Here is a 19,861-nt window from a genome sequence, read left to right as displayed (position 1 = left end):
TCGCTCGCGAGGACAAAAGGGAGGAACGTGCATGAGCATCGCCAAGAGAACGACACTTCTGCGCACGACCGTGGTGGCGACCGCCACGGCGCTCGCCGCCGCCATCTCCACCTTGCCGGCACAGGCGCTCGACGCGCAATGGTGCAAGGACGTCCACATCCGCTTCTTCGTCGGCGGCGCCGAGGGCGACGCTTTCGGCACCATTGTCTACAATGGCGCCAAGCAGGCTGCGGCCGATCTCGGACCGAAAGTGGATTACATCTTCTCAGGCTGGGACATCGAAAAAATGGTCCAGCAGCTGCGCGAGGCGGTCGCCGTCAAGCCCAACGGTATTGCCATGATGGGCCACCCCGGCGACGCCGCCATCATGCCGCTGGCCGAACAAGCGCATAAGGACGGCATCAAGATGATGTACCAGAACGTGCCGGTGCCGACGGTGGTGACGGCCTTCGGCGGCGGCTATGTCGGCGCGCAGCAGGAACAGCAGGGCCGCGCGCTCGGCGCGGAAGCCTTCAAGCTGGCCAAGCTCAAGGCCGGTGACAAGGCAATCATGATCGGCCCGTTCGAGAATGAGAGCCGCGGCGCCCGCGAGCGAGGAACCGTCTCCGCCTTGAAAGAGGCCGGCATCGATGTCGTTCAAATCAATTCCGCAACCGAATGGGCGGCCGATCCGAATCTGGCGATCCCGGTGATCACCGCCGCCTTGCTCAACAACCCCGGCGTAAAGGCCGTCGGCTACCCCGGCGGACAGATGCTCGGCAACGTCCAGACCTATATGACGGCGGCGGGCCGGAAGCCGGGCGACATCTTCAATTTCGGCTTCGACACCAGCCCGCAGATCGTCGAGGCCTTCAAGGGCGGCTGGGTGCAGCTGACCGCCGATCAGCAGCCGTTCATGCAGGGCTATCTGCCGATCCTCAGCCTCTGCCAGCAAGTGGTGCTGGGGCTGGCACCGATGAATGTCGATACCGGCGCCGGCTTCGTCACGCCTGAGAATTACAAGATCGTCGCCGAACTGGCCAAGCAGGCACTGCGCTGACCTCCCAAGCCGCCGGCCGGGGGCTCAGGCCCGGCCGGCGGGACCGCCGGCGAGGCCCGGCATGCGACAAGCAAGCGAGGACCCGATGGCCGAACGCATCATCGAACTGCGCGACATCACGAAATCCTACGGCCAGGTTTACGCGCTTGGCGGGGTCAATCTCAGCGTCGACCGCGGCGAGGTGGTCGGACTGATCGGCGACAATGGCGCCGGCAAGTCGACGCTGATCAAGATCCTCGCCGGCGCGGTCAAGCCGACCAACGGCGAGATCCTCGTTCGCGGCAAGCCGGTCACCGGCTGGAACGCGGCGCGCTCGCGCGACGCCGGCATCGAGACCGTGTTCCAGGACCGGGCGCTGGCCGTGCAGCAGACCATCGTGCGCAATATCTTCATGGGACGCGAACTCACCGGCTTCCTCGGCTGGCTGAAGGTCGGCACCGAAATCAGGGAGGCGAGCCGGCTTATGCGCGAGATCGGCTTCACTTCGAAAGTGTTCACGCCGCAGTCCGTCGTCGGCCAGCTTTCCGGCGGCGAGCGCCAGGGCGTGGCGATCGCGCGCGCCATCTACAAGCAGGCCGACCTGATCATCCTCGACGAGCCGACAACGGCTCTGTCGCTGACCGAAACCGCCAAGGTCTTCCACTTCGTGCGCCAGGTGCGGGCGAGCGGGCGCTCGATCCTGTTCATCGGCCACAACATCCACCATGTCTTCGACATCGCCGACCGTTTCGTCGTGCTCGATCGTGGCACTGTGGCGCTGCAGGCCGACAAGCGCGACATCAAGTCGGCCGACACGCTCGTCAATTTCATGGAAGACCTCGCGCATCCCGGCGGACTGCCCGGCTTGGGCGAAGCCCAGCGCGCGGAGGACACAAGGCCATGAGCAACATCGCCGAGCCCAATCGCCAGGCTCCCTCGCCCCATACCGAAATGGGCGAAGCGGCGTGGAAGCACCCGTCGGATCATTTGCTGCGCGGCTTCGTTCTCGACAATCGCGCGGCGCTGGGCACGCTCGGCGTTTTCGTGGTGATGATGGTCGCCTTCACCATCGCCAATCCGACGGTGTTCACCACCTGGTTCCTCTACAGCTCGGTGCTGACCACGCTGCCGGTGGCGCTGTTCGTGGTCGTGCCGCTGGTCTTTGTCGTTACCGCCGGCGAAATCGACCTGTCGTTTCCGGCGACGATGGGTTTTGCCTCCTGGGTTTTCGCGCTGGTCGTTCAGGCCGGCTACGATCCCTTCCTCGGCATCGTCGCAGCACTCGCCACCGGCATGCTGCTCGGCTTCCTGGTCGGCGTGCTGGTCGTCTATGGCAGCCTGTCGTCGCTGATCGCCACGCTCGGCATGAACTTCCTGCTGCGCGGGCTGATCCAGATCATCAACGAAGGCAAGTCGACCGCGCTGCCGACGCTCGGGCAAAGCTGGACCTATACGATCTTCTCCAGCCAGGTTTACGGGATTCCGGTACAGATCCTGTGGGCGCTCGCCTTCGTCGTGTTCGCCGCGCTGCTCTACAACCGCCACCGCTTCGGCGCGCAGGTGAAGGTGGTCGGCGACAATCCCGACAGCGCCCAGCAGATGGGCATCGACGTCAAGCGGGTGAAGGTCAAGGTGTTCGTCTTCGTCGGTATCGGGGCCGCGATCGGCGGCACCTTCTCGACGATGATCAACTTCACCTGGTGGCCAACCGCCGGCGACGGCTATCTGTTGCCGGTGCTGGCTTCGGTGTTCGTCGGCGGCACGCCGACCTGGGGCGGCATCGGTACCGTGCTTGGCGGCGCTATCGGCGCGCTGACGGTGGCGTTCATCCAGACCGGCGTCGTCGCTGCCGGCCTCAGCGGCTTCTATGTGCAGTTCTTCAACGGGCTGATCATCATCCTGTCGCTGCTTGGCCACCGCTGGAACCAGGCGCGCTACCGCTGAAACGCTACCCAAGGCCGGCCGTTCGGCGCGACCGTCCGAGCTCAATCCGGTAGCGACAACGGCGGCCGCGCGGACGAGAACGCAGGGCCGGGGTCGTCGATTTACGTCACGCGCAATATCGATCAAACTGATGAAATGCGACGCTTTGGGTGCACCCAGTGCACTTTCGCTTGATTTAGTGCACCCTCTGCATTAAATTTGGCGCGATGGAACAGCCACATGCCCACTTTGAAGGTTCTCGACGGCATCAAGATTCAGGTCTTTGCGGATGACCATAACCCGCCTCACTTTCACGCGTTGAAGGGTGAGTATGAAGTCCTGATCAGGATTGGCTCATGGAACGTGTTGCGTGGCCAAATGCATCGCAAAGACCTCGATGCCGTAATCGCTTGGGCTAACTCGCATGAAGAGGAGTTGCGCAATGAATGGACCCGCCTCAATGGTTGACGACATCGTAACAGTCGGCAATCCGCTCCCCAGGATCGCCTCGGTCACCATGATTGATGGCCGCCGCGTGCGCATCACCTGGCGAGACGGCCGCTCCAATACGGTTGACCTGAATCCAGTATTGAATAGCCATCGACACTTCATTCCGCTTCGCGACAATGACGAGCTGTTTGGAACCATGCGGGTTAACGAAGACGGCAATGCAATCGAGTGGGACGGGGGAATCGAGTTGTCAGCCGAATGGATCGATACCCTGCCCTCAATTGGTATGGAGAACCGGGAATTCCGCCATATCATGGACGATCTGCTGAAATTCTCGCTTGAGGGGATGGCGCTCCAGTTGGAAATCTCCAGGCGCCAAATTGCCAACTATAGAGGATCGACACCGATCCCCAATTCAATCGCGTTGGCTACTCGATATCTCGCCGAGAAGGCCGGTCAACGATGACCCCGTCTGGAGGCGGATAGGCTCGCTGACTGTTCCAAGCATGCGGCTGCTGGCCGCCAGCGCATCGTGGCTTTGGGTTGACGGTCGGTCTGTTACATCGAAGCGTCTGGTTTGGCCTCATCGTAACGAGGCACCATGTCTACCCCATCGGCAGCGCGGGCCAGCGGTCCACGAGGCTGCCGCCCGAAAAAACCGCGATCGATCCGAACTGCTGCAGCACCGCCTCGCTTTGCGTCGGGCGCAGGAAGGCGTAGTCGCCTGACCTGGTGGCGGCATCGCCGGGCAAGCCCATGAATTGCTGGTTCGAGGAAAGGCCAAGCAGGCCATTGGTCTCCATGCCTTCGGGAAACACCGGTTCGGCCATCCATTTGCCGCCATAGAGATAGCAACCCTTGCGCGGAAACCGGCCGACCGTCTGCAGCAGGCGGGTGACCGCCGGCGGGCCTGGAAGCATCGGCTCGACCACCTTGAGGATCGGCGTGGCGATGAAGGCCGCGGGCTGGAAGCCGCCGAGGCCGGGCGTGTCGAAATCCCCGGGCAGCACGAAGGCCGACCCGATCGACACTTCGTTGGCCATGCCGCCATGGTGAAGCAGTGCGGTCTTCGAGCCGCCGATGTTCAGCGTTCGGTGCTGGTCCTCGCCGAGAGCCGCGATGAATGCCGCGGCCCGCTGCGACGCCTCTGCCAGCGCCTTTTGGGGACCGCCGAACAGACCGGGAATGTGCGGCGCGTGCGCCTCGTAGGCCATGACGCCTTCGCAGCGCAACCGGGCGGGCAGCGCGTTCAATGCCTTCGACAGCGCGCGCGGTTCCGCGAACCCGCCCCGATGCAGCCCGACATCGATCTCGAAAGCGATGCGCAACCCGATGTCCAGTTCGGCGGCCAGAGCGCCGTATTCAGCCAGTCTCTCTTCGCTGTCGATCAGCCAGCAGACGCGCGACCAGTCGGCGGTACCGCTTGAAATCGCCTGCTTTGCCACGCCGACTGGCATCGGCTTGCCGTAGAGCATGTCGGCATCGGGAAAAGCGTCGAGCACGGCCCTTGTGATCGGCGGATGAAACGTCATGAATCGATGGGTGCCGAGCGCCCCGGCGATGTGCGAAAGCAGCGGCAGGCAAGCAAGCGACTTGTCGACCAGCCGCACGGCAAGGCCGGGCGCCAGTCTCTGCTTCACCAGGTCGATGTTGCGGTCCAGCCGGTCGCGGTCGAGCACCAGACAAGGCTGAAAGACGCCGGCCGCCCTCAACGCATCCGACAGCGTGGTGAAATAGCCGCTCATTGGCCGATGCCGAATAGGCCGGCCATGTAGGGCGAGACGAAACGGTTCTCGGGATCGATGTCTCGCCGAACGGCCATCGCATCATCCCAGCGCGGATAGAGCTTTTTGAGATCCGCCGCCTTCAGGCTGTGCATCTTGCCCCAATGCGGCCGGCCGCCATGCCTGCGGAAGATCGGCTCGGCCGCCCGCATGAAGGGCTCAGGGTCGTTGGCGGCATCGTGGTGAATGGCGATCGAGCAGGTCAGACGCTTGTAGAAGGGCGAAAGCCAGAACATGTCGGGTGCCACCGAGCGCACCTCCATCGGAAAATAGACTTCTGGAAAGTGCTTCTCGGTCAGCTCGATGATCTGCGTGATCACCTTCGGCCCCTCCTCGAAAGGCAGATGATACTCCATCTCGTTGAACTTGGTCTGGCGGTCGCTGGCATAGACATTGAGCCAGTCCTGCACATAATCCTCGGCCGGCACCTTTTTCACGGCGCCGCGGATCAAGGAGCGGCGCAGCCATGGCAGCCGGCGCAGCGCCCTGCTCAGCTTGCGTAGCGTCGCCAGGCCGGCCTCGTCGTGCTCGGTAGGCCTGGTGGTCGGGTTCGCGTCGCTGAGGTCGCTGGCGATAAACTGCGCGTAGCCGGAAAACGGGATGTAGTAGAATTCGGCCGACCGGTGCGCGGCCATCATCGTCTCGAAATCGCGCAGCATGTCGGCGATCGGCAGCACCCACTTGCGGCGGCGCAGCCGGTAGGTCGCGATGTTGTTCAGCGTGACTTCGCTCAAGATGCCGAAGGCGCCGAGAGCGACCCCCATCGCATGGATCATATCCTGGTCGCGGGTCCGATCGAATTCGCGCAACTCGCCCCGCCCGTCCACGATCTGCACCGTCTCCAACTGGGTGTGATAAGCGCCCAGCGTCAGCCCGGAACCATGGGTGGCGGTGCCCAGCGCGCCGCCGATCGCCTGGCGGTCGATGTCGCCCATATTTGGCAGGCCCTGGCCGATGCCGTGCAGCATGTGCATTAGCGGGCCGAGCCGGGTCCCTGCCCGCACCCGCGCGCGATGGCTTTGTATGTCGTGCGAGACCAGCCCCTCGATCTTCTCCAGGGAAACGATCGAGCTTTGCGATGCCACCAGCGCCGTGAAGGAGTGGCCAGCACCCGCCACCCGCAGCGGCCCAGGTGCCGTGCGCACCAGATCGGCAAGCTCGCCGGCGTCGGTTGGAGTGGCGATCAGCTTCGGCTCGGCGCGCACGAAGCCCGACCAGTTGCTCCAGTTCCGCGCGGTGATCGTCGACATCCAGCCGTCCCGTCAGACGCGCCGACGGCGCATAGTGGCCACGAACAGGCCAAGCAGGGCCACGCTGGCAAACGCGCTTGCCGCGGCGAATTCCGGCACGGGCCGGAAATCCTTGCCATTGATGAGCAGCGACGCCGCCACCGGCCCGATCGCCAAGCCGAAGAGCTGTGCGGCCGGCACCAGCAGCACGGCGGTACGCGTCTCGTCGGCCGTGATCGCCAGCCGGATCTGATAGGGTACGATGAACAACAAGATGAAGCCCATGACCAAGGCGGCGATCCAGAATGTCGTCAGGCCAGGTGCGCTGGCAAGAACAAGGGAGGAGACCAGCGCGACGGCACCGATGGCCGTAATGGCAATGCGGTAATCGATGCGCGCCTCGAACACGGTCGCCGTCATCGCGCCCAGGACCTGCGTCGCCAGGCTGGCCGAGACGATCAGACCGACGGTCCAGCTATCAATCCCATATTGCGCACCGAGCGGTTCCAGGAAGGCCCAGATCGCGCCGAAGAACATGAAGTAGCAGAAGACCGACAATAGCGCGGTGATCGACGGAACCGTCAGCACATTGGCCAGGTTCTCCCCTTTCGGCAGGTCGGCGTAGTCACCGGGTACGGTGAAAGCGGCCGCCAGCGAGACGACGCAGACGACGGCAAGCACGATGAAGCCGCCGGACGACCCCGCCTCGGGAATGACATAGAGTGCCAAAAGCAGAGCGAGCGCACATTGCGCCAGGGTCTGCAGCGTCACGAAATAGCCGCCGATGCGCTCCGCCCGGCGCGAACGAGCGATCAGTTCAGTGGCGATCGCGACCAGGCCGCCCTCAGCCAGCCCGGCGATGGCGCGGGCGGCGATCAGCGCATTGGCGCTTGCGGCATGGGCGGTCCATACATTCGCCAGGGCCAGCAGGATCAAAAGGACGGCGCTTTTCCAGCGCATGTTGCGCGCGGAAAGCAGCATCGCCACCACGGCTGAACCGATGGCGATTGCGATCATCTCCGCCGTGGCGACCAGCGCCAGTTCATCGCCGCTGACATGGCCCTCGGTGTAGAGCGCGCCAAGCAGCACGGGCTGAAGCCCGAGGATCAGCAGCCCGACCGAGCCGATCCATAATGCGGAGCCGAGCTCGACGCCGGTCGGGTTGCCGACCAGCCAATCGCCATTTTCCGCTTGTACGGCTTGCGTCGCAGTCACGAGGCGCCTCCCAACGTCCTTGCAGTGCGATAAAAAAGCTGACAACTTGTCAGCATTACGAAACTGATACTTGATCATGTTTCTTGTCAACCGGGAATTTTGAAGCTCTCGCGAGAGATTGGGCGCATGGCAGAAGCAAGCCGGATGGCGACGGCGCCGAGGCGCAGGCCCAAGCAGGAGCGGAGCCGCGAACGCATCGACGCGATCCTTTCGACGACCATGCGGCTGATCGGCGAAAAAGGCATCGACGCGGTGACGATGAAGGAAGTGGGCGCACTGGCGGGCGGACCGATCGCCACCGTCTACCATTATTTCCCCAACAAATCGGCGATCCTGGCGATGCTCTATGAGCGCTTCTCGGAGGAAAGCCGCGCACGCTTCGGCGAGATCATCGCCGAAATAAGTGGGCTTGAGGACGTGACGGCTGCCGCGGACCGCATGATCGAGGACTATTACCGGCGCGTGGCCGACGACCCGGCCATCCAGGATCTGCAGAACGCGATACAGGCTGACAAGGCGCTGCAGAACCTCGACATTGCTGAGACAAGGCACCAGGCCAAGATGTTCTGCGACCACGTCGCTCCGATGCTGCGGCCCGACCAGCGCGAAGACTTCGCGCGCGTGGTGTTCCTGATCTTCCAGCTTGCCGGCGGCGTCGTGCGGCTAGCGCTGACGCAGGACGAGAAGGAAGGCCGGCGCACGATCGACGACTACAGGTCCATCATCCACACGCAGCTGAGACTGTTTCTATAGTTTTCGGCGGCGGCTTTCGCGCCCCTCTCTCCCGTGACATCAACACCTCTTGCGTATCGAAGTGTCGGGCGGCAGGATCTCTGACCGGTAGCGGCGGAGCACCCCTCCGCGCCTTGTTTCGCCGTCGATTGCGGGAGGAACCGGCGCATTTCGCATGAAAGGCCAGCGGCAACTGGCACGTTCTGCGAGCGGGCTTTCGCGGAAAACAAAATTTCGCGCCGCTGCCCGCTCGCGCGCGCCTTGACTCTCGCCAGCCAGCAGCCTATTTCACCGCCACGTTAGCACTCGCCCTGGGTGAGTGCTAACCACAGGTCCGGTACCGCCGGGCTTTGTAGATTGTCCGGCTTCGCCGGACGGAGGAACTGTTTCTCACCGTTCTCATCGAGGAAGAAAACATGGCAAAGTCGAAGTTCCGCCCGCTTCATGACCGCGTGGTCGTACGCCGGGTCGAATCCGAATCCAAGACCGCCGGCGGGATCATCATCCCCGACACGGCGAAGGAAAAGCCGCAGGAAGGCGAGATCATCGCCGTCGGCTCCGGCGCCCGCGACGAAGCTGGCAAGCTCGTGCCCCTGGACGTCAAGGCTGGCGACCGCATCCTGTTCGGCAAGTGGTCGGGCACCGAAGTCAAGCTCAATGGCGAAGACCTTCTGATCATGAAGGAATCCGACATTATGGGCATCATCGGCTGAATATCGGCCTTCCCATCAACTGAATCTTAAATCTTCGGGCTCGATCCGAGCCCCTGCCAGGAGTTGAACATGGCTGCCAAAGACGTAAAATTCTCCCGCGACGCCCGTGAGCGCATGCTGCGCGGCGTCAACATCCTCGCCGACGCGGTGAAGGTCACGCTCGGCCCCAAGGGCCGCAACGTCGTCATCGACAAGTCGTTCGGCGCACCGCGCATCACCAAGGACGGCGTCACCGTCGCCAAGGAAATCGAACTTGAGGACAAGTTCGAGAACATGGGCGCGCAGATGGTCCGCGAAGTCGCTTCGAAGACCAACGACATCGCCGGCGACGGCACCACGACCGCGACCGTTCTGGCGCAGTCGATCGTCCAGGAAGGCCACAAGGCGGTTGCCGCCGGCATGAACCCGATGGACCTGAAGCGCGGCATCGACCTGGCCGTGACCGAAGTGGTCGCAGCTCTCGGCAAGGCCGCCAAGAAGATCAAGACCTCCGAGGAAGTCGCCCAGGTCGGCACCATCTCGGCCAATGGCGACGAGTCGGTCGGCAAGATGATCGCGGAAGCGATGCAGAAGGTCGGCAACGAAGGCGTCATCACCGTCGAGGAAGCCAAGACCGCCGAGACCGAGCTGGAAGTCGTCGAAGGCATGCAGTTCGACCGCGGCTATCTCTCGCCCTACTTCGTCACCAACCCCGATAAGATGGTTGCCGATCTCGAGGACGCCTACATCCTGCTCCACGAGAAGAAGCTCTCCAATCTGCAGGCCATGCTGCCGGTCCTGGAAGCGGTCGTGCAGACCTCCAAGCCGCTGCTCATCATCTCGGAAGACGTCGAAGGCGAGGCCTTGGCCACGCTGGTCGTCAACAAGCTGCGCGGTGGCCTGAAGATCGCTGCCGTCAAGGCTCCGGGCTTCGGTGATCGCCGCAAGGCCATGCTGGAAGACATCGCCATCCTCACCGGTGGCCAGGTCATCTCCGAAGACCTCGGCATCAAGCTCGAGAATGTCGGCCTCAACATGCTCGGCCGCGCCAAGAAGGTGTCGATCTCGAAGGAGAACACCACCATCGTCGACGGCGCCGGCAAGAAGGCCGAGATCCAGGGCCGCGTTGCCCAGATCAAGCAGCAGATCGAGGAGACCACCTCGGACTACGACAAGGAGAAGCTGCAGGAGCGTCTGGCCAAGCTCGCCGGCGGTGTTGCCGTTATCCGCGTCGGCGGTGCGACCGAAGTGGAAGTGAAGGAAAAGAAGGACCGCGTCGATGACGCCCTCAACGCGACCCGCGCGGCCGTAGAAGAAGGCATCGTTGCCGGCGGTGGCGTGGCCCTGCTGCGCGCTTCGGGCAACCTCAAGGCCACCGGCGTCAACTCCGACCAGGCCGCCGGCATCAACATCGTTCGCCGCGCACTGCAGGCCCCGGCCCGTCAGATCGCTGCCAACGCCGGTGCGGAAGCATCGATCGTTGCTGGCAAGATCCTCGAGAACAAGGGCGCGACCTTCGGCTACAACGCCCAGACCGGCGAATATGGCGACATGATCGCCATGGGTATCGTCGATCCGGTCAAGGTCGTGCGTACGGCTCTCCAGGACGCGGCCTCGGTCGCCGGCCTGCTGGTCACCACCGAAGCCATGATCGCGGAGGCTCCGAAGAAGGAGTCGGCTGGCGGCGGCATGCCTGGCGGCATGGGCGGCGGCGGCATGGGCGGTATGGGCGGCATGGACTTCTAATCCAGCCATCTGCTTTATGCATGCGGAAAGGGCGGCAGCGATGCCGCCCTTTTCTTTGCACATTCAGGCTTTGCTTCAGCGTAGTCGGTTGGAACCAGCGTCAGACAGCAGTGCTCTCCGCTTGCCGCGTCGCCTTGCCGGCGAGGACTGCCTGCTCGATCAGGGTAGCCACCTCATCGGCCACGACGTTGATCGATGAGCGATCGCGGGTGGCGCGGGCAATCACCATCAGGCCTTCCAGCGAGGACTCGACCAACAGCGCCAGCGCCCGTGCGCGGCGCTCGACCACCCCTGCCCTGACAAACGCCTGGCGCAGCAGGCCGATCCACTGCTCGAAAGCGGAGCGGCAGATTTCCTCCAAGTCCGGCACGTCGTTCGGCGCATCGAGCACGACCGGCGCGATCGGGCAGCCGAGCGAGAATTCGTTGTCCTCCAGCATGCGAGCGACCGACTGGTAAATGTGGTGAACGGCAACCGCCGGATCGCTTTCCGCCGCCAGCTCGGCGCCAAGCCTCTCAGTCACCTCAGCCACGCTGGCGCGCGTCACTTCGACGACCAGCTGATCCTTGCCACCGGGAAAGTGGAAATAGAGCGAGCCGCGCGGGGCGCCGCTGGCGCTCAGTATGTCATTGAGCGAAGTGCCGTGATAGCCGCGCCGCCTGAGCAGCAATCCGGTCGTTTCGAGTATGCGGGCTCTCGTATCGTTCGCCATGTCAACCTCTGTCAGGAGAGATCCTTATAAGCCTTGCCAGAAATATGACAACTGGTCTACATAATATGTAGATCAGTCTATATAATCGAGAGCCGAAATGCGCAGCTATCGTCTTGAGGGTTTGGGCGGAACCGAATGTCTGGTGATGCGGGAAGAGGTGCGACCGGAGCCAAGTCCCCAGGAGATCGTGGTGCGGGTGCGCGCCACCTCGCTCAACCGACGCGATACGATGATCCTCAATGGCACCTACCCCCTGACACCGCGCCGCGGGATCGTTCCGCTCAGCGACGGCGCCGGCGAGGTCGTCGCCATCGGCGATGATGTCACACGCTTTGCCGTCGGCGACCGTGTCACCGGCAGCTATTTCGCCCGCTGGATCGATGGCCGCATCAATGCCGGACTGATCGACCAGCTCGGCTGCACGCTGGATGGCATGCTCGGCGAGTACGCCGTGCTTGACGAGCAATGGGCGGTGCGAGTTCCCGAGCATCTCGACTGGCGCGAGGCGGCAACGCTGAGCTGCGCCGGCCTGACAGCCTGGAACGCACTGACCGGGGCGGAGATTCCCAAGCCCGGCCAATGGGTTCTAGTCATAGGCTCGGGGGGCGTCTCGCTGTTCGCGTTGCAGTTCGCCAAGCTGCTCGGCTGCCGCGTCGTCGCCGTCACCTCTCGCGCCGAGAAGGTCGGCAAGCTGCGGGCGATGGGGGCCGACCTCGTCGTCTCCTCGACCGACATGCCGGAATGGGGGGCGATGGTGCGTGGCGAAACCGGCGGTATCGACCTTACCGTCGAAACCGGCGGCCCGCCGACCTTCGCGCAGTCGCTGATCGCCAGCGCGCTTTATGGGCGCATCGTGCTGCTCACCATTCAGGATGCGAAGGGCGCAACGGTGCAGATCCCCGGCGCCGTCTATCAGCGCAGCCTCGTCACAATCGGCCGTCTGTTCGTCGGCAGCCGCGCAAACCTCGAAACGATGCTCAACGCCGTCTCGGCGCACCGGTTGAGACCGGTCATCGACAAGGTCTTCCCCTTCGCCGAGGCCCGCGACGCCTACCGCTATTTCCAGCAGGGCGACGTCTTCGGGAAGGTCGTCATCGACGGAGCCTGATCTTTCATATCGATCGAACCAGAAGGGAGAACAGCAATGACAATTCGTGAAGCTTCGGCCGAGTGGCAAGGCACGCTGAGGGAAGGTTCAGGCCGGCTGCGGCTCGGCAGCGGTGTGTTCGAAGGCGCCTATTCCTTTCCGTCGCGTTTCGAGAACGGCCCCGGCACCAACCCGGAAGAACTGATCGCGGCCGCGCATGCCGGCTGTTTCTCGATGGCGCTGACCTTCATCCTTGGCCAGGGAGGTCATGTTCCCCGGGACATCCGCACCATCGCCAGGGTGCACCTCGGAGCGACCGAGGCCGGGCCGACCATCACCCGCATCGACCTTGAAACGGCGGTGGAGGTCACGGGGCTCGCCGAAGACCAGTTCGAGCGCCTTGCCCAGTCCGCCAAGGCGAGCTGTCTCGTTTCGCGCGCGCTGGCCGGCGTGGCCCAGATCAACCTCAAGGCGACCCTCGTGGGTACCGCCGCGCAACAATGAATCAGGAGAAGTACGAGATGAGCAGCATCATGGACGGTCATCCAGAGTCGCGGCGGACAGCCGAGATCATGCGGCGCTTCAACGATGTGTTCCAGTTGCACGATCCGTCGGCGCTTGCCGAGTTGGTGGGCGAGGACTGCGTGATTGAAAACACCGTGCCGGCACCGGACGGTGCGCGCCATGCCGGCAAGGCGGCCTGCGTCGGGCTATGGACGGCGATCGCGACCCAGCCCGGCACGCGCTTCGACATCGAGGAGACCTTCGTCGCCGGCGAGCGGGCGACGATCCGCTGGCGCTACTGGATGGCGGACGGCAATTCGCTGCGCGGCGTCAATCTGATGCGCGTCGAGGGCGGGCGGATCGTCGAGGCGATGGGCTACGTCAAGGGATAGGCCGGCTTCACCATATGAGTTACTCCTAATACACATCGGTTTGTGCTAGGAATAGAGTCCGACCGCCATTCGACGATCGAGAAAGACCATAGGGAGGACTAATGTCATGAACATCAGAACCGCCTGCTTTGGAGCACTCGCGTTGACCGTTCTCAGCGGCACGGCACTTGCCGGAGCGCTCGACTCGCCCAAGATGATGGAACCGTTCTTCACCGATGCGAGCATGAAGACGATGAAATCCGACGCCGAGATGAAAGCCGCCTGGGCAAAAATGTCCAAGGACGACCAAGCCATGATGATGAAGGAATGTCAGGATGCGGCGATGAGCAAGCCGTATGCCCCGTTCTGCGAAAAATTGAAGGCGCTCGGCGGCGCGAACAAATGATTGCCGGCTAGTCCGGAGTTGAAGAACAAAAGAAGGCGGGCCAAGGCTCGCCTTCTCATTGTTCGGCATCGATTTCGTGCCAAGGCGAGGCGAACGAATTCTACCTGTCCGCCAGCGCAAGCTTGGCGCCGAGCATGACGAAAGCGCCGGCGAACGTGCGGCGCATCCAGGTCAGCACCCTCGGCCGCGACGCGACATGGCTGCGGATCGAGGCGGCGAAGATGCCATAGCCGACGAAGATGACGAAGGTCAAAAGCATGAAGACGCTGCTCAGTTCCAGCATCTTCGACAGCGCGTGCGGCTCGGTCGTGCTGACGAACTGCGGCAGGAAGGCAAAGAAGAAGATCGACAGCTTCGGGTTGAGCACATTGACGAGGATGCCTCTCGCAATCACCTTGCCGGTGGAGCGCGGCGCGACATTGTCCTCGACGTTCAGACCACCCCTCTCCTTCAGCGTGTTCCAGGCCATGTAAAGGAGGTAGGCGACGCCCAGATATTTCAGCGTCTCGAAGGCGACCGCGCTGGTGTGCAGGAGCGCGGCGAGGCCGGTGATGGCGGCAGCCATATGCGGGATGATGCCGAGCGTGCAGCCGAAAGCGGCGACGATTGAGGCGCGGGCGCCGCGGGAAAGCCCGGCGCTCAGCGTGTAGAGGACGCCGGTGCCGGGCGAAGCCACCACGATCAGCGACGTCAACAAGAATTCGATGCTCACGATTTGGTCCTCCGCTGTGCTGCCCGGCGGGCAGCGTAGCAGCGAAATCCCCGCGCACAAGCCGCGGCGCCGTCAGATCAGAGGACAGGCAGCCCGTGCGCCCGACGCGCCATCAGGCAATCCTCGTCGCCGGGCATGCAGGCGCGGCAGACATCCGGGCGCAGCTCGTAGATGCCGCAAGCGGTTGCCTTGCCCACTTCGCCACAGAGGGCCGAACAGCGCGGGCCCTCGCAACGCATACCCGACAGATCGGTCGCGACATACTTGTCCGGGATACGGTCGAGGTGCGCGTCGTCCTCGGTGGAAAAGCGCGGCCACTCGGCCGAGTAGGAGCAACAGGCGCCGCAGCTCTGGCAATCAAATGCCGGGACGGTGCCTCGTTGCGACGATGAAAGGCTGGCTGCGGCCACCGGGTTGAACAGCCCCTGCGCAGCAGGATTGCGGTCGGCGTCTTGCGGCAAGGCGCTATTTCTTCTTGCCTGCCTTGCGCGACGGCGCCTCGGCCGGCGACTTGAATAGATCGGTCGCGGCCTCGGCAGCTGCATCGGCCTTCGGCGCGGCAGCCGGCTTGACCGGCTTTGCAGCGGCGGCGGGCGCCGGCGGTTGGTCCTTGGCGGAGAATTTTATGGCCATCTCAGTCCTCGTCGGCGAAGCGCGATGGTGCGCGCGGACTGCGCAAACGGCCGATCAGGGCCGAAACCGCCGTTATGTTCATTTCCTCAGGCGACCAGTTCCTCGCCTCCGCGATGTGATGCGGCGCCAGTTCGCGATGCGTGCTGCCGCTGTAGGCGGCGTCCTGATGGGTCACCGGCTCGCGGGTCTTGGCGTCTTGGCGGACATATTCGATCAAATAGTTCGGGCACTCGGCGCGGCCCCGCACGCCGACGCGCACCTGTGCATCGCCATGGACGCGCTTGCAGCGTTCGAGTTTTTCCAGCACACGCCGGACATATTCGACTGGCTTGTCCAATGTTTCGACCATATCGGCGATGGTCGCATCAGCGGCGATTGGTGTCGCCGGCACACGCTTCGTCGCCATCAGCGTCTTCCGGCCCGTTTCGGCAACGCCGCCTGTGCGGCCGCCGCAGCCATTTCATCTGCCTCTTTTTCCAGGCGCAGTTCGCGCAAACGCGCGGTCTTGGCTTCACGCGCCTGGGTAAGGGCATCGCGTTCGGAAATGATGCGGTTGAGCGACATCGACTGGGTTTGCGTCTTGCTGAACAAGGGCACTGCCTGATCAGCAGCTGTTTTCGAATTGGCGGTCAAAATCTTTCTCCTGTCAGGAGTCTCGTGCCGATAGGGCAAGACCGGTCTTCAGTCAGGACCCACGCACAAAAGCATTGGGGCGGCGGATTCAACTTGCTGGAGCGTCCCTTAGCACGTTCAGGCCGACGCGCAGCGCATTTTCGGCGGCGAGACCCACAAAGTGAAAAAGGCCAGGCACCGCCTGACCTTCCATGAGAGCGTCGCGCATCCAGTGGATGCACAGGACGCTCCGGCACGCAGCGTGCGAAAACTCAGGTTTCCGCCGCCATGCGCCCGAATTCGCCATTCACCAGTGCCAGTACATCCGTGGTCACCGGGAAGGCTGAATCCTTTTTCAGGCCGCCTTCAACTGGTCGGCCGACATCTTGCCGGACTTGTTGTCGCGGACCATCTCGTAGCCGAGCTTCTGGCCCTCGACGATGTCACGCATGCCGGCGCGCTCTACGGCCGAGATGTGGACGAAAACGTCGGCAGAGCCGTCGTCAGGCTGAATAAAACCAAAACCTTTGGTGGCGTTGAACCATTTAACTGTGCCGGTGCTCATGACGAACCCTTTCCATGGCAAATACTCGTTCGCCGTCATGCGGATGCACAACGTCGTTTGTCTCGATTTTTGATGTGGGAAGTTCGTCAAAGGCGCGCTGCAAAGCGCGGATAACAAAAGTCAGTCAACAAATATCGACAAAGGTCTTGTAAGCTATTTAAACGGCCATGTCAATTCTTGGCTCACCCGCCGCGACGGTTCACGCCAATCGGGCACTGAACAAAGCGGCCCTAAAAAAATCTGGACGCGCCGGGAGCCATTTCGGTCGAAGCACGTTTCATGGTTGTCGTCAGCAATTCACGAGAGCAATCGAAGGAAAAGCGAACGGCAAAGACGCCCCCCGCACGATAAAAGGTGCGAGGGGCGTTTTCTTTCGGCCCCTACATCGCGGCGGTCATCATCGGCGGCATCTCGTAGCGGAGGCCGAGGCCCGAGCGCACTGCCAGGTCGACGTCAGTCAGCGTCCGGGACGAAAAGGCCGCCGCGGGCTTTCATGTCTGGAACGGTTTGCTGAAGGCGTTGGTGAATGTGACCCCGCCGTGATCGTCGCTGGCTTCGCCCAGCACGACATCCATGCCATCATTGGTGACCCGCGCCAGTGCGAACCCGCCCATATAGGCCGCCTTTGGCTTGAAGAGATCAAGGCCGTCGCGCTGATAGATCATCGGCACCTCGTGCTGATGGCCATGGAAGATGGCAATCACGTTGTAGCCTTTCAGGGCCGCAAGCAGTGCCTGACGGTCCGCATCGCTCCACCAATGCGGCGGCCTCTTGCCGTCGTCGTCGAACGCCTTTTTGGCGGGATCCCATCGCTCAGTCGAAAAATTATCCCAGCCATAATGCTGAAACAGGATGACCGGGCGGCCGTCCGCCGCATAGGTCGCCAGATCCTGCTTCAGCCAGGGCAGGCTGCTGTCCGCGCCATGGCCGGTGTCGCCAGCGAAACGGTGGGTCTGGACGAGATGCAGCCCGCCCCAGTCCCACGCATAGCAGTCGGTCTCGACATCGTAGTCGGTGGCTGGAACCGGTGGCTTGAAGAACACGCCGGCACGGTGATTGACTTCGACATAGTCGCGCATTTCGCGCCGGTACCAGTCAACGTGATGCCGCGGGCCGTTTTGGTCGAGGTCATGATTGCCGAGCCCGACATAGACTGGAACATGCACGCGGTCAGGCCCCATGCCTTGCTGGTAACGCTGGCTGAATTGCAGCAATTGCGTGCCTTCACTCGGCTGGGTGATCTGACCACCGCCATCGTCGGTCATGTCGCCGCCGATGACGAGGCCGAGCGGCGTGCCGATTCGGCTGCCGGCGGAGCGTAGGCCCGTCGGGACGCCGCCGATCTCGACGGGCCATGTCTTGTCGCCAATGCCGTTCAGAGCCGCCACATTGCGCAGCAAGGCAGCGTCGGTCTTGCCTTCCTGCTGGCAATTGGGACTCAAGCCGCTGGCCATGCGGCAGGCATGGACATCGGCGATGAACAGGAAGGTGGCGTCGACAGGCTGAATGCGCTGCCCGGTCTGGCCGAGCGCCGGGCGTGGAAGCGCAAGGGCCGTGGCAAGACCGGCGGCCCGCGCCAGAAAACGGCGTCGTGATACCGATTTTGGTGAGAAGCGCTTCATCATGGGTTGAAGTTCAGCACGGACACCGGTCAGCAGTAAAGTTCAGCGCCCGGTCCACGGCTGCCCTCCCCCAGAACGGAACTGAGTTGTAGGGATCGTTCCCGTCCTCGGCATCAAAGGTTTCCCGGTGGCAGCAATATCCTGCGACGCCGCCTCGTTGCGGCCATGGGCGAAGCTTGGGCGACATTCTGCTCCAGCCCCGCCAGGCAATCGCGCAACATGCCGGCATCCTGCGCCGTCTTGGCCATCGACATCGCGCCGGAATAGGCCGCGACGGCCAGGGCGGCGAAACGCTGCGGGTCGGTGTCCTGCTCCCTGCCCGCCTGCTGATCAGCCCGGACCTTGTCGGCGATCGCCTGGCGCCAGCCGGCAAAAATGCCGGCAAGGGCGGCGCGCAATTCGGCATCGGCGAGCGACAGTTCATGTGCAAGGTTGTTGAGGGGACAGCCGCGCACGAAGCCTTGTTGCTCAAGTTCCGCCGCCACGGCTTCGAAGGCTGCACGCACGCCTTCGCGCGCCGAAGCGGCCGCCCGCAAAGGCGCCATCCATGTCTCTTCGACCGCCGCGGCCACACGCTCTTCGATCACCGCCAGCGCCAACGCTTTCTTGGTCGGGAAATGATGATGCAACGCGCCGCCGCTGACACCCGCCACCGCCATCAGATCGCCGAGACTGGACGCGTGATAGCCGCGTACCTGAAAGGACTCCTGCGCGGCATCGAGCACTCTGTTGCGCATGCCTTCGGGATCATTGGTGCGCTTCTGGGCATGCCCTGTCATCGGGAATCTCCACCGTGCCCCTCCAGGAGGGAAGAAAAAGAAGCTAGCAGATTGACAAAACAGGACAACCGGTCTGTTTTATAAAACAGGATGATCACCCTGTTTTTGGAGACGAGCTTATGAGCCTGCCCCTGAGTGCCACATCGGAGACAGCAGCGCTCGCCTCCCCGGTCGTCGAACTGCGGCAGTACACGCTGAAACCCGGCAAACGCGATACCCTTATCGACCTCTTTGACGGCAAGCTGATCGAAGGCCAGGAAGAGGCCGGGATGACCATCATCGGCCAATTCCGGGATCTCGATCGCCCCGACATGTTCGTCTGGCTGCGCGGTTTCGAGGACATGGAGGCGCGCAAACGTGCCCTGAGCGCCTTCTATGACGGTCCGGAATGGGCAGCGCACCGCAATGCCGCCAACGCCACGATGATCGATTCCGACGATGTGCTGCTGCTCAAACCTGCGTGGACCGGGGCTGGCTTCGATCTCTCCGGCGCATTGCGCGCGGGCTTGGCTGCCGACGAAAAGCCAGGCAGAAGCACGCCGCTGTCAGGGATGGTCGTGATTCGGATTTATCATTTGCGGCCGGGCGCAGAGGCCGCGTTCGCCAGCCGCTTCGAGGCCAAGCTGGCGCCGATGACGGCGTCACCCGGTGCGCGGCTGCTCGCCGCTTTCGTCACGGAGCATGCGGAAAACAGCTTTCCACGCCTGCCGGTGCGAGCGAGTGAGAATGTTTTCATCAGTGTGATGGGTTTTGATGGCGAAGAAGCGCAGGCCCAGCATGAAACCGCGCTTGCCGCCTCACCTGCATGGCAGGCCTTCTCGCACGCCGTCCGACATGACCTGGCCAGACCAACCGAAACCGTGCGCCTGTCGGCGACATCGCGCTCGCGGCTTTGTTGCTGATCTCCAGTCCGCCCGGAGACGGCGTCTGATCAGAGGCGGGGCGGCGTCTTTGCGGTGGACGGCGGGTATACGGCGGAGTGAGTGGACAGCCGATCTCCCCCCTCGTGGGGGAGATGGCCGGCAGGCCAGAGGGGGGCGCTGTCCCGCCGATCTCTCATTCGATTGCA

At 63.2% G+C, this 19,861-nt stretch carries 26 protein-coding genes; 13 read left to right on the top strand and 13 right to left on the bottom strand.

Annotated elements, in window-relative coordinates; genetic code table 11:
* Nucleotides 1-31: 31 nt before the first annotated feature.
* The 5 genes from FJ443_RS19060 to FJ443_RS19040 all read left to right on the top strand — a co-directional run bounded on the left by FJ443_RS19060 (nt 32) and on the right by FJ443_RS19040 (nt 3,857).
* Entirely contained in the window at nt 32-1,039 is a 1,008-nt protein-coding gene (locus FJ443_RS19060) for a substrate-binding domain-containing protein (RefSeq protein WP_140565111.1), read from the top strand.
* 85 nt (nt 1,040-1,124) lie between these two features.
* A complete protein-coding gene (locus tag FJ443_RS19055; protein WP_140560600.1) occupies nt 1,125-1,922 on the top strand; it encodes an ATP-binding cassette domain-containing protein in 798 nt (265 codons plus the stop codon).
* Nucleotides 1,919-2,962 carry an ABC transporter permease gene (locus FJ443_RS19050; RefSeq protein ID WP_140557115.1) on the top strand — a complete coding sequence of 348 codons (1,044 nt, stop codon included), beginning with the start codon at nt 1,919-1,921 and terminating at the stop codon, nt 2,960-2,962. The genes FJ443_RS19055 and FJ443_RS19050 overlap by 4 nt, the downstream gene beginning before the upstream one ends.
* A 219-nt stretch (nt 2,963-3,181) precedes the next feature.
* A complete protein-coding gene (locus FJ443_RS19045) occupies nt 3,182-3,409 on the top strand; it encodes a DUF4160 domain-containing protein (protein WP_140515532.1) in 228 nt (75 codons plus the stop codon).
* Nucleotides 3,402-3,857, top strand: coding sequence for a DUF2442 domain-containing protein (locus FJ443_RS19040; RefSeq protein ID WP_181175112.1), 456 nt, complete (start codon nt 3,402-3,404; stop codon nt 3,855-3,857). Before FJ443_RS19045 ends, FJ443_RS19040 begins: the two co-directional genes overlap by 8 nt.
* Before the next feature lie 139 nt (nt 3,858-3,996).
* Here FJ443_RS19040 and FJ443_RS19035 read toward each other — a convergent pair whose 3' ends face one another.
* Genes FJ443_RS19035 through FJ443_RS19025 form a run of 3 tightly spaced genes read right to left on the bottom strand, consistent with a single transcriptional unit; the run spans nt 3,997 to nt 7,619 of the window.
* Complete coding sequence (locus FJ443_RS19035) at nt 3,997-5,136, bottom strand: alanine racemase (RefSeq protein ID WP_140665364.1); 1,140 nt, start codon at nt 5,134-5,136, stop codon at nt 3,997-3,999.
* The gene (locus FJ443_RS19030) at nt 5,133-6,425 is read right to left on the bottom strand and encodes a D-arabinono-1,4-lactone oxidase (protein ID WP_140665361.1); all 1,293 of its coding nucleotides are present in this window, start codon (nt 6,423-6,425) and stop codon (nt 5,133-5,135) included. The genes FJ443_RS19035 and FJ443_RS19030 overlap by 4 nt, the downstream gene beginning before the upstream one ends.
* A gap of 12 nt (nt 6,426-6,437) precedes the next feature.
* Nucleotides 6,438-7,619: an MFS transporter gene (locus FJ443_RS19025; RefSeq protein WP_140557121.1), complete on the bottom strand. Its 1,182-nt coding sequence runs from the start codon at nt 7,617-7,619 to the stop codon at nt 6,438-6,440.
* A gap of 126 nt (nt 7,620-7,745) precedes the next feature.
* Between FJ443_RS19025 and FJ443_RS19020 the strand changes: the two genes are divergently transcribed.
* From FJ443_RS19020 to groL, 3 genes are all read left to right on the top strand, one after another.
* Nucleotides 7,746-8,372, top strand: coding sequence for a TetR/AcrR family transcriptional regulator (locus FJ443_RS19020; protein WP_246681224.1), 627 nt, complete (start codon nt 7,746-7,748; stop codon nt 8,370-8,372).
* 395 nt (nt 8,373-8,767) lie between these two features.
* Nucleotides 8,768-9,064 carry a co-chaperone GroES gene (groES, locus tag FJ443_RS19015; RefSeq protein ID WP_006203049.1) on the top strand — a complete coding sequence of 99 codons (297 nt, stop codon included), beginning with the start codon at nt 8,768-8,770 and terminating at the stop codon, nt 9,062-9,064.
* 69 nt (nt 9,065-9,133) lie between these two features.
* Nucleotides 9,134-10,789: a chaperonin GroEL gene (groL, locus tag FJ443_RS19010; RefSeq protein ID WP_140494274.1), complete on the top strand. Its 1,656-nt coding sequence runs from the start codon at nt 9,134-9,136 to the stop codon at nt 10,787-10,789.
* Between the two features lie 100 nt (nt 10,790-10,889).
* Here the strand turns inward: groL and FJ443_RS19005 are convergent, their stop codons facing one another.
* Nucleotides 10,890-11,501 (bottom strand): TetR/AcrR family transcriptional regulator, encoded by a 612-nt coding sequence (locus FJ443_RS19005; RefSeq protein ID WP_140494276.1) that lies wholly within the window; start codon nt 11,499-11,501, stop codon nt 10,890-10,892.
* A 97-nt stretch (nt 11,502-11,598) separates the two neighbouring features.
* Between FJ443_RS19005 and FJ443_RS19000 the strand changes: the two genes are divergently transcribed.
* The 4 genes from FJ443_RS19000 to FJ443_RS18985 all read left to right on the top strand — a co-directional run bounded on the left by FJ443_RS19000 (nt 11,599) and on the right by FJ443_RS18985 (nt 13,869).
* Nucleotides 11,599-12,609, top strand: coding sequence for an NAD(P)-dependent alcohol dehydrogenase (locus FJ443_RS19000; protein ID WP_140494278.1), 1,011 nt, complete (start codon nt 11,599-11,601; stop codon nt 12,607-12,609).
* Between the two features lie 36 nt (nt 12,610-12,645).
* Nucleotides 12,646-13,092 carry an OsmC family protein gene (locus FJ443_RS18995; protein ID WP_140494280.1) on the top strand — a complete coding sequence of 149 codons (447 nt, stop codon included), beginning with the start codon at nt 12,646-12,648 and terminating at the stop codon, nt 13,090-13,092.
* A gap of 17 nt (nt 13,093-13,109) precedes the next feature.
* Nucleotides 13,110-13,484, top strand: coding sequence for a nuclear transport factor 2 family protein (locus FJ443_RS18990; protein ID WP_140494282.1), 375 nt, complete (start codon nt 13,110-13,112; stop codon nt 13,482-13,484).
* A gap of 106 nt (nt 13,485-13,590) precedes the next feature.
* Complete coding sequence (locus FJ443_RS18985) at nt 13,591-13,869, top strand: hypothetical protein (RefSeq protein ID WP_140494284.1); 279 nt, start codon at nt 13,591-13,593, stop codon at nt 13,867-13,869.
* 100 nt (nt 13,870-13,969) lie between these two features.
* Here FJ443_RS18985 and FJ443_RS18980 read toward each other — a convergent pair whose 3' ends face one another.
* From FJ443_RS18980 to FJ443_RS31675, 9 genes are all read right to left on the bottom strand, one after another.
* Nucleotides 13,970-14,581, bottom strand: a complete 612-nt coding sequence (locus tag FJ443_RS18980; protein WP_140494286.1) for a LysE family translocator — start codon at nt 14,579-14,581, stop codon at nt 13,970-13,972.
* A 77-nt stretch (nt 14,582-14,658) separates the two neighbouring features.
* Nucleotides 14,659-15,042, bottom strand: a complete 384-nt coding sequence (locus FJ443_RS18975; protein ID WP_140521623.1) for a YkgJ family cysteine cluster protein — start codon at nt 15,040-15,042, stop codon at nt 14,659-14,661.
* A 4-nt stretch (nt 15,043-15,046) separates the two neighbouring features.
* Nucleotides 15,047-15,214: a hypothetical protein gene (locus tag FJ443_RS31210; RefSeq protein WP_181167560.1), complete on the bottom strand. Its 168-nt coding sequence runs from the start codon at nt 15,212-15,214 to the stop codon at nt 15,047-15,049.
* Nucleotide 15,215: 1 nt separating this feature from the next.
* The gene (locus tag FJ443_RS18970; protein WP_140494290.1) at nt 15,216-15,620 is read right to left on the bottom strand and encodes a hypothetical protein; all 405 of its coding nucleotides are present in this window, start codon (nt 15,618-15,620) and stop codon (nt 15,216-15,218) included.
* Entirely contained in the window at nt 15,620-15,847 is a 228-nt protein-coding gene (locus tag FJ443_RS18965; protein WP_140515521.1) for a hypothetical protein, read from the bottom strand. The genes FJ443_RS18970 and FJ443_RS18965 overlap by 1 nt, the downstream gene beginning before the upstream one ends.
* A 334-nt stretch (nt 15,848-16,181) precedes the next feature.
* The gene (locus FJ443_RS18960; RefSeq protein ID WP_010915421.1) at nt 16,182-16,391 is read right to left on the bottom strand and encodes a cold-shock protein; all 210 of its coding nucleotides are present in this window, start codon (nt 16,389-16,391) and stop codon (nt 16,182-16,184) included.
* Nucleotides 16,392-16,882: 491 nt separating this feature from the next.
* Complete coding sequence (locus FJ443_RS18955; protein WP_140665359.1) at nt 16,883-18,016, bottom strand: metallophosphoesterase; 1,134 nt, start codon at nt 18,014-18,016, stop codon at nt 16,883-16,885.
* A gap of 110 nt (nt 18,017-18,126) precedes the next feature.
* A complete protein-coding gene (locus FJ443_RS18950) occupies nt 18,127-18,792 on the bottom strand; it encodes a TetR/AcrR family transcriptional regulator (protein WP_140665356.1) in 666 nt (221 codons plus the stop codon).
* Nucleotides 18,789-19,079 (bottom strand): hypothetical protein, encoded by a 291-nt coding sequence (locus FJ443_RS31675; RefSeq protein WP_224671835.1) that lies wholly within the window; start codon nt 19,077-19,079, stop codon nt 18,789-18,791. Before FJ443_RS31675 ends, FJ443_RS18950 begins: the two co-directional genes overlap by 4 nt.
* Between FJ443_RS31675 and FJ443_RS18945 the strand changes: the two genes are divergently transcribed.
* Nucleotides 18,972-19,694, top strand: a complete 723-nt coding sequence (locus FJ443_RS18945) for an NIPSNAP family protein (RefSeq protein WP_246675646.1) — start codon at nt 18,972-18,974, stop codon at nt 19,692-19,694. The two genes, FJ443_RS31675 and FJ443_RS18945, sit on opposite strands and share 108 nt — an antisense overlap.
* The last annotated feature ends 167 nt before the right edge of the window (nt 19,695-19,861 follow it).

The sequence above is a fragment of the Mesorhizobium sp. B2-6-1 genome, assembly GCF_006440475.1.
Classification (GTDB): Bacteria; Pseudomonadota; Alphaproteobacteria; order Rhizobiales; family Rhizobiaceae; genus Mesorhizobium.
Note: the sequence above shows the minus strand (reverse complement) of the source record. Positions and strands in the feature narration are given on the sequence as shown.